The organism is Aliivibrio fischeri ATCC 7744 = JCM 18803 = DSM 507, from assembly GCF_023983475.1.
In the GTDB taxonomy this organism is placed as follows: Bacteria; Pseudomonadota; Gammaproteobacteria; order Enterobacterales; family Vibrionaceae; genus Aliivibrio; species Aliivibrio fischeri.
Genome location: NZ_CP092713.1, coordinates 602,155 through 618,326, shown reverse-complemented (window position 1 = coordinate 618,326; position 16,172 = coordinate 602,155). Strand labels below are relative to the sequence as shown.

The window sequence follows — 16,172 nt, the reverse complement described above, 5'->3', positions numbered from 1 at the left end:
TATATCGTACTTATGCAACAAATTGATAAATCAATCAAAGTCACCATACAGAGTTAGTGGATTAACAGGCATGGATATTGGTTGCCAACGATCAGTAAACGTATATTTAGCATAGAAAAGTAAATGGTTTGGTTCATAGAAATCCGAGCGCTGAATATCGACGGCGGCACCTAAATACCAACGCTTACTTATTCTTTGCTCTACTGCTGCCTCTAAAGAAAAACCAAAACCACCGCCCTTGCTTGAATCAAGCGTTGCCCCCTCAACATATGGATCATCTTCTTTTGACCAAGAGTTTGAGATTGAGCCACTGACTAAATATGAAAGACCATTATTAATACGCTCATAATAATTGACAGGAATAGATACAGAGAAATAATCCTGAGGGCTATAATAACCGCCATAGCCGTAGGCATATTCACTCAAATTCTTATCATAATTTAGATACATCAAATTTAAGCCTAAACTTAACCGTTTATCGTTGTCGTTGATTATTTTCCAATATGTACCGCCCAATAAGCCTAAACGAGTATTATCCTCTACTGATTTGCCCGTCATTTTATGAAATTGAGCACTTGCCCAATAACCCACATCGCCACCTAAATCGTAACTACCACCAAGCTTAATACCGGTTTTCATCACTCCGCCCCATTCATCACCTTGATGATTTGAAACGGTATCAGGCACCGTCATACCTGCATAAGAAAGAGTACTGCTTGTTTCTGCACGGCGAGATAAGGTCGCTTTCCAGCCAACATCACCTAAATCGCCAGAGAGGTTCAAACCACCAACAATATTCTGTTGGTCAAACCCCACTGGCGTTGTTCCAATATCGGCACTCCATGAATCAGCTAACCACCCAATACCGAAAGCGGTACCTGTGTCTTTCTCATTCATTCTTGTTGTTGGGTTATAGTAATCAATATCGCCAGAATTCAGATGCACTACATCGGCTCTAAGTTGCAGATGTCCATCGTATTCAGGCATTGGAATCATTGCTTCCACTGGTATTTGAACGGACTTGTTTGCTCCTTCACGAGCACTGTAATCAATACCAAAAGAAACATATCCTTGCTTGCGCGCATCAATATAATCAATATCTGATTTTACATTTCGAGTTAGCCAGTTATCATCAGCATTATCATATAAATGTCGAAGCGGCATATCTTTAGGGTTGTCTTTATCCTTAATCTGATCGTCATCTTGACCAACTGTCGGACCGCCTTGCGGGTCTAAAGCATCTTCAATAAGAGCCAATTTAGCCATATCTTTAGCCAAACCCCAATCTTGCTGAGTCATGGCTACAGACATTCCATCCCGATAATCAATAGCATCACTATCTTGTTTATTGCTTAACCCTTTAACCAAAAGTGAAGCTTCTTGTTGATGCCCATATCTTGATAGTATTCCTGCAAGTTCAACGCTATTACGACTAGATAACGCTTTTTCCTCACTGTACAAATGCAATGCTAAGGGAAGAACGGTCTCTTCTTTTCCTAAAGCTTCTCGAGTTTTAATAACACCTAATAACGCATCATGTTGATACTGAGAATGCAATTGGCTTGCTAGAGAATAGTAATACTCGGCCTCTTCATACTGTTCATTTTTATAAGCGTACTCTGCAAACAACAAATCTCGACGTATCGCTTGATCGATGGTTAGATTGTCATGAATTTCAGTATTGAGCGCTTGCTGCCAAGCTTCAAATTCAGAGTTTTGCTCAAATTTAAACAATAATTCACCATAATGAAGTTGAGTTTCCATCTCCCACTCATTAGTAGGGTGTATCGTATCTAAACTTTTTACGGCTTTATCAGAAAAACCAAGTTGATACTGAATATCAATCAGAGACATGGTTGCATCTGGGTTAGATGAATATTTTATTTTTAAACGTTCAATTTCTCGCTCAGCGGCATCAGGATCATCCTTCGCCAATACGTACAGAGATCCAAATGTTTGGCTCATCTCTAATCGGTTTAAATTAGATGTCATTGCATCACTGCGCTTTTCTTTTGAGATTGCAGTAAGTTGATTTATTGCTTCTGGGGTATTTCCATGCCTTGCAAGATATAGCGCATAAGCAAATTTCATTTCAGGAGTCGGCGTTTCTATCGACCAGATTTGCATTTGCTTATCAGCACGCTGCTCTTGACCAATTAAATGAAGTGAATCTGCAATATCACTACGTAACCACGGTGATGTAGGAGGGTCTGAAAGCAATGTATCTACGATAGTATTAGCCGTTACTGTATCACCGCGCTTCATGGCTTGATTTAATTCAGCCATCTGCATTGATATTTCAACTTCATGAAAGCGTTCTGCTAATACTTTTTGAGCATTTTTTGGTAATTTACGTCCACTTACTAACGCTTGCTCTTCGCCATAAAGTGCGATATTTACATTAAACCAACCTCGTAATGCGGTTTCATCAAGACTATTTTTACTCAGCGCTATTTTATAATAACGAAGGGCCTCTTCATTGTTGTGTTGAACTAAAGCTAACTCTGCTAGATAGTTATAAGCATATGGGTCATCTGGCTCAAACTTAACCGCTTGGTGATATTTTCGACTTGCACCATCAAAATCCCCTCTCTTCATTTTTTTCTCACCTACCTCAAGGTAAGACCAATAACTAGAAGAGCTAATCAATCCATTCCATTTATCTACATTTCGAAGATCTTTATCATATTTTTTAGCTTTTTGAAAATAAGATAATGCCGCCTCTTGCTGACCTAAACGCAAATAAGTCATGCCTAGCGCACCTAAAATTTCAGGATCATTCGGGCGTGCTTTTAACGCAGTAAACAGTTTTTGCTGTGCATTTCGGTAATGACCACTTTCAAGCTCTTTTAAGCCATCTAATTTAGCCATATAACGTGGATCTTTTCTTAGTTCTTTTTCTTTAGCTAATCGTTTTTTTGCGTCTATCCATGCTTTTTTATACTTAGCATTTGATGGGAAATAGCTAGCAAGAATAGCATATTGCAAAACAACATCGTCAGTGATGTATGTATCATCTAAACGAGATAGCCAGAGTGTACCAGCACTATTACTTACAGAGGGTTCTAAAGAAAGGCGCTGTAATAGTTGCATTGCTTCAGGGTTAGAAGGGTTTCCACGTGAAATATGTTCAGCATAAGCTAATTGGAAATCTGGTACTCCAGGGTGTTCTTTATTCAATTTTTTTAAACCGAATAATACTCGTCGTTCATGCCCTTCAACTCCTGATTCTATTTTCAAATATTGAAGCTGAATTTCAGGTGTTGGCATACCATTAGGAAACAGTTTTTTTAATCCGGTTAATGCCTGCTTATTTCGCCCAGATCGAGCTTGCAGCATAATTTGCTGATATGCCGCCTTGTTATCACCGTAAAGTGAAAGTACATCATTAAGTTGTCTGGTTACTTTTGATTTTGGATGCTTTTGCTGTAATGTTTTTAAAATTACTTTAGCTTGTTCAACTTGACCTGATTTTGCCAAGTATTGCGCCTGAAAACTGAGTCCCTCAGCATTTTCAGGATCAATAGCAAATAACCGCTTTAACGTAGTTTGCGTAATATCAGGACGATGAAGTAACTGGGCATAAGTTAATTGTTTAATTAACCATGCTTTAGATTGAACCTTAGATACATCTTGTTGAAAAACTATTGGCTTATGATTATGAATATCTCGATTCAACGAAGCAGCAGATACTGGTGCTGCATACATAGCCCCTAGCACTGCAAAAGAAATAAATTGCTTAAGACGGTATTTACTTACTGACATACATTAACCCACTTAGGAGTAACACTGCCATCATCATTAAAAGCGTACAAATCTTGATGCCAACCAAGACCAAATAAAGTCAGCACACTATTATAGTAATAATCATTTTGAATCTTTGGTAATTCTGCTTGGATCTTCTTCTCATATTCAACAACATGTGTATTTGAATCTAACGAAGATAATAAAGGCAAAATAGCCGCATTCATTCCGACGCCACCTTGATTTTTACCTTTGCCTGTTAACACATTTATTGTCTCAAGCATCCCTTTATTTCTTTCTATAGCGCGCAGTAATGGCTTCATTTTACCAAGTAACAATGCTTTATTAGGATCACTGTTTGGTAGCATTCCTGCCCACAAATACACTCTAATTGCATTATAGCTGCCAACACTTTGGGTCTTTGAATCTTTTTTAAATTGAGTTTTATCCCACTCAACCCAATCAGGACTATAGCCTTTTGGCATGGTTTCCTTTAGTAATCTTGCACTTGATTGATACAGTTCAGACCATTGGTAATTAGGGAAAACCGTATTCATTCGAGTTAGCAACTGCAATGGAACGTAGCTCGGATTTAAACGCACATGATTTTTACCTAATACAAACCCTACTTTACCCGGTAATAATACCGTCCCAAGACCCGACACTTTGATGGTTTCGTCACGTAAAATTCGACTTGCCAATAAATGCCCAAGAGATTGGTAATAATGGTTATCCCACAACCTCCCAGCTTCAATCAAACTATAAGCAATCCATAAATCTGAATCAGAGGCAGAGTTAGAATCTAAAATACCTTGTGAACCATCAGGTAAAGTTCCCCATAACCAAGCTGGGAGTTGTGCGGTTAAATCTCCCCCAGCTAAATGCAGTTCAGTCCAACCAAGTAATTCATCAAATGTCTTTTTATCATTCGCAATTAATGCAAAAAATAAGGCATAAGATTGACCTTCTGATGTCGTAATTGAGCGAGGATCACTATTATCAATGACTCGACCATTCTCAATGTAATGTTGTTTAAAGCTTTCCCATTGTCCCCATTCACACTGGTTCTCTTTTATTAGTGCGGCTGATGAAACGATTGGAGTTGCGTAATTTTCATCTTGAGCAATAGCTGAAGAAGAGCAAGTTAACGTGCTAATTAATAGACTCAATACCGTTAATTGCATTTTCATTATTCATCTTCCTCTGTGTTTAAACGTTTTTTGGCGATACGGCGAAGCACTCTAAATAAAATAATGGTCACCATTACGACTAATAATGCGGCAAGCAAAGCCATCACTAACGGGTGTTTTGAAAAGTGATACCAAATCAGCTGAGAGATCGGTAATTCACCTACGTAGTAATGCTCTCCTACATTAAAACTTGCCACCTCGTCATCTCGTAAGGTAATAACAGAACCAAACATAGCCGACACTTTACCGCTGTCGTTTAATGCTTCATTAACCAATGCAAACGATTCTGGAGTTTGGGCTAATACACTCACAATGGTTCGCTGCGAAGTATATGGTGACTCCATACTGGTGATCGCAGCAAAATTACCTGTCGTATTAATGCTAACTGAATCAGAAACTTGTTGATTCTTTCCTGATGATGCTCCCCAAACCTTCTCTTTTTGAGTCTCATTTTTACTTGGCAACTGAACAATACGATTTGATGCAACTAATTGAATATTTTCAATTTTCTCTTTATTAATAGAAGCTAACTCAGGCGTCATTCCAATGGTTAAAATATCTTTATTTTCGAGGTCACTTTCATTCCATTGATCCGTTAACGCAACATTTAATACTGAGTAACCAGTATGAGAACCAAATACCCCCATCATATTAACGAAAGTCTGAATCTCTTCTGTACTTGGCTGCTTAGGCAATACAACTACCGTTTCAGATAAATCAGCCATTCGTGTAAATGGGTAGCCAGAATTGGCAAAAGCGCGCATATTCGGCATTTCAATATAATGAGAGAAACCTGAAAAATCGATGGTCGAATCAGAGTTGATTACCGCATAATTCTTACTTGGTTGCATGGTTTGACACTGATCTTTACCACCAACAGAGGAGGCGAAACCAAATTCAAATTTCACTTCATTTTTACTGCCAACTTGGAAAGCAGGAATACGAACCACTTGCCCATTACCAAGCAAATCATCATCTAACAAAGGGAGTCTCAGGTGGGTATTGTCATTAGATTCACCCGACGTATTTAAATTAAACGCTTTTACAAATTGATTATTAACGCTCAAGCTCATTCTTGAACCTGAGTTATCCATCAATGGTGGCGTATAACGATAATTCAAATCAAATGGAATGCCGTTACTTTGCCAAGTAAATAAATCAGGTGGCAATCTAAAATGAAGAGAAATAGGCGGTGGGTTTTGTCCCTCCACTTGTAATGTCATACCTTCAGTTAATAGTTCAGATAACGCAACAGGTCTGTCTGTATTTATCCAATTTGGCGCATCATAAGGAGTTCGCGGAACAAGTTGTTCTGCAGAATTAATTTTTGCCGATGGTCCTGTCAGCAAATCTTGCCCTAAAGCTAGTCCTTTCACTGCGGTAATTAAATCATTACTGTCTCTACCCATTATCAACAACAATTTAACGTAGGGATCCGTAGGATGAGAAATCATTTGAATACGTGGTCCATCTGCATCTGGAAAATCACGTAAAAAATCAGGTTTGCTATCATTGGTAATGAAAACAATAGCATCATTTTTTGGTAATTGATCTTCTAAAACAGGGAAACTCGCTCCACGCCATTGAGCTAATGCACCAAAATAGGACGAGGCAATACCTGCGGCTTTAATTTCATTAAGATCAAGCTTCTCGCCAAACACCATTGGTAAATTGACATGCTTCATGTCTCTTGAATCAAAAAATGGCGCTGGCAATAAACTTAAATCGTTATTAATTTTTGTTTTTTGAGTCGCTAATGTAATCGTACTTTGAGAGCTGATTTCCGTCCAAATACTATTATCATTTGGATTACTACATGACATAGATGCATTACCAACCAATTCAAATTTTAGTTGGTTAAAATCGGTGAACAAACGCGGATCGAGCTCAAGATCAACATTCCCTTTCTGGCCTTGCATACCATCAGAAATAGCAACAACCCCAGCCAATTGATTATTAAAATACACCTTTATATGTGAAACCATAGAAAGTAAGGCTGGTGATGGCGTAAAATCAAAATGAAGAGAAGCTTTAGACACAACCTCATCTAAACGTGAACCAAAACCAATATAAGCAGTACTTTCACTCCCCTGCAACCGGATTGACTCTCCATAACCAAGATCACCAAAACTAAACGTTTTTTCCTTAATAATTGAGGAGGCTTGTGATGTTTGTATGATTCCATTTTGTAATGGAGCATTGTCACTATGAGCTGTAGCCACTGATGCATTTGCACCCGAGCTCATAAGACCTATTGCTACTGCAAGAACGCTTATTTTTGTTTTAATCGACATAACTGATTGCACTCTGAAAATTGACTTTTTTTGGTTTAAATGTGAGTAAGAACTCACTTGTTATAGTTATTAGTTTTACGATAGCTCGCACTGTTTTAGGGCTATAGGCTATTGTGTTTTTGTATCCTTTTGCCCCAATTTTAAATACGCTGAGCATGCTGGATAACGGTTTGTCACTTTGATAACTTTTCTGCCATTTACTCCATACATCTGCACGAGCAAAAGTACATTGCACATAATCTATGTTCTGTTGTTTTGTTAATGGATCTAATTGCAGCCCTAACGCTTTACCGTTGCTGTAAGTCACTTTTGTTGGAAACACAAAATGATGTTCGCCTCTCTGTAAAGCAATATTCACTGCATGGCCTGATGGCAAATCAAGTGATGTGGGCAATTCAACACGTAACCCACCTAATGAAAAATCTTTAATATCGCAACGAACTTTATGACCAGAAGGCAAATGTATAGACATTGGAATATTGACCACCACGCGGTGATCTTTTCTTACTTGCTTTGATTCTTCAGCAACAGCCACAGCACCACCAAGTATCAATAAATTGTAGAAAACCCACAACAAATTCACTACGACACTACCCAACTCATCACTTGGTCCCCACCCTAATCGGTAAAGGCCAAAGCCGATCCCTAAAATATTAAGAATAACGAGCAACCAATAAGGCTTAGAAATGGACCAGTCGTAATGCGTTTCCTCAATTAACCCACCTTTAGCAGTAACGTTAAACGTACCTTTATGCGGAGCAAACAACGCGACAGTCGTTGGTCTTGCGATATACCATGACAATACAGTTTCATACACTTCGCCCCAGAAGGAATAGCGATATTCCCCTTGCATTCGAGAGTTCGTCATACTTGCGTGAACCATGTGTGGTAACACATATAAAATGATCGCTAATGCTGGCGCATAAATAATATACGTATGCATAATTAGGAAAACTAACGGCGCAAGCAAAAAGATAATACGAGGAATACCCGACAAGAAATGCAGCATGGCATTGGCATAACACAACCGTTGTTGCCACTTTAAGCCTTTACCTAATAATGGGTTGTCCCCCCTAAAAATCTGAGCCATACCACGAGCCCAGCGGATCCGCTGTCCGATATGGGCAGATAAGGTTTCAGTTGCTAATCCAGCTGATAACGGTTTTCTCAAATACGCAGAACGGTAACCTAATCGGTGCATTCTTAATGAGGTATGTGCATCTTCTGTTACGGTTTCTACCGCAATACCACCAACCTCTTCTAAAGGCTCTCGACGTAATACGGCACATGAACCACAAAAGAAAGAGGCATCCCATAAATCATTACCATCTTGAATTAAGCCATAAAACAAGCTTCCTTCATTTGGTACAACACCAAAGTTAGATAAGTTTCTTTCAAATGGATCCGGAGAAAAGAAATGGTGCGGAGTTTGAATTAAACCCAGCTTTTTATCCTTTAAAAACCACCCCATTGTTAATTGGAAAAAAGCACGAGTGGGAATATGGTCACAATCAAAAATGGCAACAAATTCACCTGAAGTTTGCTTTAAAGCATAATTAATATTACCCGCTTTAGCATGCTCATTCGTTGGTCTACGGATATAACCGACTCCCACTTCTTCCGCGAATTCTTGAAATGAATCTCTTTTTCCATCATCAAGAATAAAGATATTCAACTTTTCTTTTGGCCAATCAACACCTAAAGCCGAGTAAACCGTTGCTCGAACCACATCCAAATCTTCATTGTACGTGGGGATCATCATATCAATCGTTGGCCACAGTGATTGATCTTCTGGTAATGACGCAGGTTGTCGATTTAAAGGCCAAATATTTTGAAAGTAGCCGAGAATCAGAACAATCCATGCATACGTCTCTGCCATTAAAAGTACACAGCCTAAAAATAGAGCTAACGGATCATCCCAATTTAATGAAGAGGTATATCGCCACCAAATATAACGACAGGAAACCGTAACTGACAATGTGATCAGCAATATAGTTGGAAACTTACCGGGCATACGTCGGAACATCATACCAAGAGACCATAATGCGAAAATAAAAAACGCTTGTGCTGTTAAGCTAAATGGAATGGTGAAGCACAATAGAGCAAGCGTACAAACAACAAAGCCAATCATTATATTAATCACGCGTTCACTAAATATTGAATTACGCTTCTCAGAGGTCTCCTTCTTTTTCAACTCACTGTGTTTAGAGTAATTCTCTAACCATGTCACAATAGAAGTAAGCCCTTTTAAAGGAAAATAGAAAACACGATTAATTTGTGCCCAAATACAACTAAGCCATTGAACTAAAGAAACGTATTTGGTCATTTTCTTTGGTTGAACAACACATACAATCCAAATCAATTGAATGAACATTCTCAATGGGTCAAAGAACTTTAATTGCGAGAAATCAATCTGTGGAAATAAGTAATACGGTAACTTCCAACTATTAACACCTGAAATAACGGGTTTTAGAAAACAAAAACAAATCACAAACCATAAAGACAATACCAACTGACTAAGGTAAGTAGGTACTTTATTCTGAGTGTAAAAATTCAATTGCAACCGAAACTCTCGAACGAATCTCGGTTGAAACAAAAATGAAAGCCAGCCAAACATAAGTTATTTACCTTCTATCGCTTTCGTCGAAAAATGAGTTAATAGCCAAAAAGCTAATTCATTAATGCCCTGAGAGATTTGACTATGCGGAGCATAATTCAGCACTAAACTAAGTTGTGAGCAAGCATCTGGTACAGCAGTATCAAAGTGTAAGAACATGGGCAAACACTGTTTACCTAATTCATATTTAAGAACCAATGATAAATCAACACTGTTATCGCTTTGTGGCTGATAGCCATTAATCAAGTAATAAGGTTTATAAAGCTCTTCAAACCGACGAAAAATAGCATTCTGTTGAATATATGCGTAATTTTGTATGTCGGGTTTTGTCACACACAGCACCATATCTGCACTATTTAATAATGCATCGTAACTTTCATTAAGGTCATGAACTATTGGTAGTAAAATAATTTGCCACATATTCGTTAGTTCAGGCTGAGTTGGAAATATATCCAGCAAACCTTGAGAAGTGCTCAGCAATTTTTGTTGAAATGCCAATCTCTCCTCTAACGTTAATCCACCATAAGGAATAAATGAAAGAGAATTCGGCGTCATATAAGCTGCATTTTTCCATGATTCGCTATTAAGCCATCGTTTAGCCCAGCCATCTTGAACCGACAGATCCATCGCAAAATGAAAACGCATTAAATTTTCAGAGCGAGCATCTATAACATGAACATTTTCTTCATTTAACTCTAATGCTTGAATTAAATTAGCGGCAATAGTCGTTGACCCATTACCACCACGAATACCAGTAATTATTATTCTTTTCATAACACAGATACTTTATTGAGTTCTTTATCATTAACTTTATTTTTGAATGTATTATCCGTACTATTTTGACTTGCAGATAATAAATCTAATGCTCGCCATGATTTTTTAATTTTATGATAACGTTCATTTTCTGTTAGCTCATTATATGAACGTTCATTAGTATCAAAGGCAGAAAATAAGTCAGTAATATCTTGGCTAAAATGACTAGAGATAACCTATTCCTTAGTGGATATTGAATCCAAATTAATTTAACAATTAATTCTATTACATATACCTATAGATATAATACTCAACATTTGTATCATCTTTGAGAATGGGTGTTATATTTGTACAGTAAACTTTTAAAGGTAAATACATACCAAAAAAAAGAATATAAGATAATTCTCTTAATCTAGAATTTAAAATAAAAACAATATCACATTGTTCTTATTTTGTTATTAAAATAATCAAAACAATATATAATTATAAAGATACACAATGAGTAAACGTCATGCCGCAAAGCCTTAAAAACACTGATATTAAAGAGAAAAAATTAAGTTCGAGTATATACATATCAACATTTAGCAACCGTACACTGCTTATTAGTAATGTTAATAAATTGATAGAAAATGATAATCAAAATGCATTTATTTGTTTTTCTCCACTTAAATCATTCATAAAATCATTAGAAGATGAGTTCATATATTTATTTAAATCTAATTTAAGTAAATATTGTGAAAACATATTTTTCGCAAAAAATAAAAGCATTACCTCATTAAAATCATTAGCTAACGACATCAAGAAATTACAATTCAAAAAAAATAAATCTATAACAATCACAATACCGGACAACATATTTGCAACATCGAGTGAGCGTGATGTTATTTCATTTATAAAAAAGTTAAGATTTTTGTCCATTGAAAAAAATGCAACCATAAACCTGTTTATTTATGGACGAGATGTACACTTAATAAAAAAATCAGTGACACAACATCCTAATCTATGTGCTGGTTATACTAATTACCAAGGTATTGATAAAAATACATATTTGGAACATATATATTATTGGGGACTAAATACAGGCATGAGTGGGGAGAGTGAAACATACCACTATCTCAATAACAACGCCCCTAAAAAATATGACACATTACAAGCACAACCACCACATTCTAATCTTGATGATGAAGATACTATTTATATTTCAAAAACAGCCATTGAATACGGCTACAAAATACCAGATACGATGATCTGTGCTCTAACAAATTCTGAGTTAATAAGCAGCTTACAAGCGGTGTCAAAAGCAGCAATTGTCTTAAGTTGTTCAGATCAAAGCGGTGTTTCTCAACTAGGAATTCAAACTTATCAATTACGTCAACAACACGGACAAAACGTTAAAATAATCATTAAAGAAATGAAACCATGCTTACGTTATGCTGATGAAATGTATTTATTACAAGCAGGCATTAACCTAATTGTGCACTTTGGTACTCGATTTTCTAGAATGCAGAGCAGCATTGAGATGCTAAAGGGGCAAAGGTTTACTCGACCATTACCAAGTTCAGTTGAAGATCTTCTTAGCTTCCACAGTGAAACAGCTACTGTGAAAGGCTTTATTAATGCTCTTGACTTCATTAATTACACCAAAATTTTCCTGCCGCAATTAGAAGCAGTACAAACCCAATTTGCATTAATCAAGTTGGAATGTCTTCCCAATATTAACGTTTCTAATTATTTATCAATGTGCAGTATTCAAAGAGAAGGCGACATTATGACCATCAGCCGAAACTCTATGTATTTATTTTTGCAAGGTGTGCGAATTAATGATCTTGCTACTGCACTACACAACATTTTTAAATTACCTATTCAAGATATCTTTCTCAGTGAAACAAGCTTCACCTCAATAGGTCGAATTGAACATGAATTACATCATATTGAACAAAATGGTCTTACTATCGACAATATAACTTTAATCGAAAATAAAGAAAAAGAGCCATTACCAACAATCCCACAACAAGCACCTCTTGCTGTACATAAACCATTGGATTTTTAATGTTATGAATATTCAAGACTTTATTATTACTGCTGTGTTCAGTGGTCTAATTGGCCTTATTATTGGCTACTTTTTACGTGATATCATTTCCTTTTTTTGGCGATTTTACACAACGAAAATCCGCCAACCAAAGCATCTAGTCCAATATAATTTTGACGATATACAAACGCATTCCTCTCAGCTCGCAAGAAAAGGAAGCTCAAAATAATGAATACACGCTCATCTCAACACACATTGAATGGCCTTGGCTGGTGGAATATTTATTTCATTATAAAAATTGGACTGTTCTTACAAGGTATCATCGATTTTCATCCAATCGAAAACTTTGCATTAGTGGCTTTTTTACTGATTCCAATACGCCATAAAGTACTGAGTGTTATTCGTCAGTGTCTAGCTGTACCCTTTGGGTTATGGCTAATGCATTATGATTCATTTTTACCTCCACTAGATCGTCTATGGAGCCAAATGGATCAATTATTACAATTCAACCTCAGCTATTTAATTGAATTAGCCTCACGATTTGTCTCGTTAGAAACACTTCTTGGCTTATTTGTATTAGTTTTTGCTTATTATTTTTTAAATCAAATATTTCGTATCTCTGTATTTGTTGTCATTACTTTGATTGCTATTAGCCTTCCTTCTGGTTTATTTAGTAGCCAACCCAATGCGATAGCTAACGTCTCTCAACAACCAGAGATCGCACAAACCACGCAAATTTCCGATCATCAAATGGATGAAACAGGACCAGTAAATGATGCGGTATTAAATAACGCAAAAGAGCTCTTTTTTAGAAACGAAGCACAACGTAGAGTCAGCTTTCCAACTACATCACCATCGACTGACTTTGATCTTCTTTTCTTAAGTATTTGTTCTGTCGCTTGGGATGATATTGAAATTGCAGGCTTAGAAAACCATCCTCTATTTAAAGAGTTTGATGTTATGTTTGATAATTTCAGTGCTGCGACCTCTTATAGTGGTCCTGCAGTTATTCGCCTATTAAGAGCCAGTTGTGGACAAGAATCACATCCAGAATTATTCAAAGCTCCAGCATCGAAACAGTGCTTCTTATTTGATAACTTGGCGAAACTTGGATTCCAAGAAAACCTTTTATTAAACCACGATGGTAAATTTGATGACTTCCTTGGTTTATTAAAAGAAGATGGTGATCTAAAAGCACCTTTAATGTCTCAAGCAGGATTAACTCAGTATCAATCTGCATTTGATGGCTCGCCGATTTATCGAGATAAAGATGTATTAAACCGTTGGCTAGATAAGCGTGAAAAATCACAAGATGGACCTACAGTTGCACTGTACAACACCATATCTCTACATGATGGTAACCGTATCATTAAGGCCAGTGGTAAAGTCGGCCTAGTCAGTTACAAACTGCGATTAAAAAATCTATTAGATGATTTATATGACTTCTTCCAAGAACTCAAAGCATCAAATCGTAATATTGTCGTAATGTTAGTTCCTGAACATGGTGCTGGTATGCGTGGAGATAAAATGCAAATTGCAGGTATGCGTGAAATTCCATCAGCAACCCTTGTGCATACTCCTGTTGGAATGAAAATTTTCGGCCAAGGTATGACACGAGTGGGTAGTACCGCACATATCTCTGCTCCATCAAGCTACTTAGCGGTATCGACATTAGTAAGCCGTATTATTGAAGAAGACATATACGCAACGAAAACATTTAACATTGCAGAGTTAGTAAAAGATCTACCTACAACAAAAATGGTAGCGCAAAACTCTGGGACTACCGTTATGGAATACAATAAGAAACCTTATGTGTCCCTTGATGGAACCACTTGGTCTGAGTACCCAACAAAATAAACTAACCAAAAAGCCCAAAGTAGTTATTCACACTTTGGGCTTATCTATTCTTTTCGATAAAACTGAGGATGTACTCTACACCAACAATGCACTATTCACTTTAATGATTAACTTCTTCACTGCTGCTGGCGTATCATTAACCGCCACGAGAGGACGATGAGGTTGCTTAGGGTTAAAGATAATAAACTCTCCTTTACCTAGCGTTACAAATTGCTCATCTTTTACATCATTACTAAAAGCAATGTCTTTCTCTTCTAAGTAATCGTCTTCAATCGATATTAATGGATACTCACTGTAGCCAAACGTCTCACTACCTTCTAATAATAGTTGTACATCTAGGTATTTGTGATGAATTTCAGAGCGGCGGTTTTCCTTTAACTCCGTTTTATCATCAACAATAAAATACACCGACTCATCATGAGGCAATGGGTAATTCCCTACCGATGTATTCTGCTCAGTTTGCTCTTTTACATATTGAATAATTTCGATAATCACAGGATGCAAATCTGCTCCTTGAATATCTTCACTCCACTTACCTATAAACACGATGACCTCAAATTAATGCGTTTAATTGAAGTAAAATAGTAGCATGAGTTATTCCTATGAGTAAGTTATAATCAGCATGGTAATTCATTGATGATATTAAAAAAAGGACTTCATGGCTAAACAAAACCCTATTTACCTTATTCGTGTATATGCAGCCAAAATGCTGATTGAGCATGCTATGAAGCATTATGGGTTAAGTCATTCAGACTTTAATATGCCAAGTGATTTATTTAATTATGAATTAAAACTAATGCCCTTACGTGATTTTGAAGCCTTACTTTGTAAGATAGAAGATTTAACTCAAGACCCCGCTTATACAGCCAAATTATCCCAATCCACTAACTTGAAACAGTTTGGCCCTTTCGTGCAATTAATCGCAAGCTCAACCAATCTTGGTATGGCAATTAAACGAGTTAATACTGTTCATAATGCGATTCAATCTGGGGTTCAAGTAAATATGTTACTTAGTGGCTCAATAGCTAAGTGGCGTTTTTTAAGCCCAACAACTCTACCTCAAGCACGCATCCATGAAAGCATTCTTGCTGCCGGATCTTTTTTACGTTTGCTGAAATTATTTCACGGTGAAGATTACCAACCTATCGCAATTCACTTAACTGGAACACCATCGAGCAATCAGCATGAAGTTGAATCCATTTTCAATTGTCCCATCACATGGAACTGTCCAAACACTCAAGTATGGTTCCCAGTTAAAGACATTACATGTCCAAGACGTTTTGAGCTGCCAACTTCACAAATCAAAGCCTTTACTGTTGAACAAGCAATGAGCTACATGTTGATTCCACAACCACATGACATTTTAAAAGTCGTATTCGAACTAACAAAATACGCTTTATTTTATGGCTATCCAACCCTTGAATTTGTGGCCGACAAAGTTGGTATGAAACCTCTTACGCTACAACGTCGCTTACAAGAACAAAGTATTTCATTTACTAATATTGTCCATCACAGCGTTTGTGATGAAGCCATAGCCTTAATGAGTACGAAGTTCACAATGGACGACATTGCACGACGTGTCGGTTATAAAAATACCGCTTCTTTTTCAGTTGCTTTTAAACGTATGTACGGCGTAACTCCACAACAATATCGACTAGAGTATATTTAAAGCACATTACACCATATTT

At 36.9% G+C, this 16,172-nt stretch carries 9 protein-coding genes; 3 read left to right on the top strand and 6 right to left on the bottom strand.

Features of this window, described 5'->3' with window-relative positions; all coding sequences use genetic code 11:
• Positions 1-30 precede the first annotated feature (30 nt).
• The 5 genes from AVFI_RS16315 to bcsQ are packed head-to-tail and all read right to left on the bottom strand — an operon-like array spanning position 31 to position 10,619.
• Positions 31-3,765 (bottom strand): cellulose synthase subunit BcsC-related outer membrane protein, encoded by a 3,735-nt coding sequence (locus tag AVFI_RS16315; RefSeq protein WP_188863722.1) that lies wholly within the window; start codon positions 3,763-3,765, stop codon positions 31-33.
• Complete coding sequence (gene bcsZ / locus AVFI_RS16310) at positions 3,756-4,934, bottom strand: cellulose synthase complex periplasmic endoglucanase BcsZ (RefSeq protein ID WP_188863723.1); 1,179 nt, start codon at positions 4,932-4,934, stop codon at positions 3,756-3,758. Before bcsZ ends, AVFI_RS16315 begins: the two co-directional genes overlap by 10 nt.
• Positions 4,934-7,228 carry a cellulose biosynthesis cyclic di-GMP-binding regulatory protein BcsB gene (bcsB, locus tag AVFI_RS16305; RefSeq protein WP_188863724.1) on the bottom strand — a complete coding sequence of 765 codons (2,295 nt, stop codon included), beginning with the start codon at positions 7,226-7,228 and terminating at the stop codon, positions 4,934-4,936. The genes bcsZ and bcsB overlap by 1 nt, the downstream gene beginning before the upstream one ends.
• Positions 7,218-9,845, bottom strand: coding sequence for a UDP-forming cellulose synthase catalytic subunit (gene bcsA, locus AVFI_RS16300; protein WP_188863725.1), 2,628 nt, complete (start codon positions 9,843-9,845; stop codon positions 7,218-7,220). The genes bcsB and bcsA overlap by 11 nt, the downstream gene beginning before the upstream one ends.
• A gap of 3 nt (positions 9,846-9,848) precedes the next feature.
• Positions 9,849-10,619, bottom strand: coding sequence for a cellulose biosynthesis protein BcsQ (gene bcsQ / locus AVFI_RS16295; protein ID WP_005423384.1), 771 nt, complete (start codon positions 10,617-10,619; stop codon positions 9,849-9,851).
• A 490-nt stretch (positions 10,620-11,109) separates the two neighbouring features.
• Here bcsQ and bcsE point away from each other — a divergent pair, with 490 nt between their 5' ends.
• Together bcsE and bcsG are read left to right on the top strand one after the other, a co-directional pair.
• On the top strand, positions 11,110-12,648 hold the full coding sequence (gene bcsE / locus AVFI_RS16290; protein ID WP_188863726.1) for a cellulose biosynthesis protein BcsE: 1,539 nt from the start codon (positions 11,110-11,112) through the stop codon (positions 12,646-12,648).
• Between the two features lie 207 nt (positions 12,649-12,855).
• A complete protein-coding gene (bcsG, locus tag AVFI_RS16285) occupies positions 12,856-14,484 on the top strand; it encodes a cellulose biosynthesis protein BcsG (RefSeq protein ID WP_188863727.1) in 1,629 nt (542 codons plus the stop codon).
• Positions 14,485-14,559: 75 nt separating this feature from the next.
• Here the strand turns inward: bcsG and AVFI_RS16280 are convergent, their stop codons facing one another.
• A complete protein-coding gene (locus AVFI_RS16280) occupies positions 14,560-15,030 on the bottom strand; it encodes a YhcH/YjgK/YiaL family protein (RefSeq protein WP_054775895.1) in 471 nt (156 codons plus the stop codon).
• A 112-nt stretch (positions 15,031-15,142) separates the two neighbouring features.
• Here AVFI_RS16280 and AVFI_RS16275 point away from each other — a divergent pair, with 112 nt between their 5' ends.
• Positions 15,143-16,153: an AraC family transcriptional regulator gene (locus tag AVFI_RS16275; protein ID WP_188863728.1), complete on the top strand. Its 1,011-nt coding sequence runs from the start codon at positions 15,143-15,145 to the stop codon at positions 16,151-16,153.
• Positions 16,154-16,172 lie beyond the last annotated feature (19 nt).

Bases quoted from the DNA above. Each gene is read 5' to 3' on its own strand.
- bcsZ (WP_188863723.1), bottom strand. From the start codon at position 4,934: ATGAAAATGCAATTAACGGTATTGAGTCTATTAATTAGCACGTTAACT.
- bcsA (WP_188863725.1), bottom strand. From the start codon at position 9,845: ATGTTTGGCTGGCTTTCATTTTTGTTTCAACCGAGATTCGTTCGAGAG.
- bcsB (WP_188863724.1), bottom strand. From the start codon at position 7,228: ATGTCGATTAAAACAAAAATAAGCGTTCTTGCAGTAGCAATAGGTCTT.
- bcsQ (WP_005423384.1), bottom strand. From the start codon at position 10,619: ATGAAAAGAATAATAATTACTGGTATTCGTGGTGGTAATGGGTCAACG.
- bcsG (WP_188863727.1), top strand. From the start codon at position 12,856: ATGAATACACGCTCATCTCAACACACATTGAATGGCCTTGGCTGGTGG.
- AVFI_RS16315 (WP_188863722.1), bottom strand. From the start codon at position 3,765: ATGTCAGTAAGTAAATACCGTCTTAAGCAATTTATTTCTTTTGCAGTG.
- bcsE (WP_188863726.1), top strand. From the start codon at position 11,110: ATGCCGCAAAGCCTTAAAAACACTGATATTAAAGAGAAAAAATTAAGT.
- AVFI_RS16275 (WP_188863728.1), top strand. From the start codon at position 15,143: ATGGCTAAACAAAACCCTATTTACCTTATTCGTGTATATGCAGCCAAA.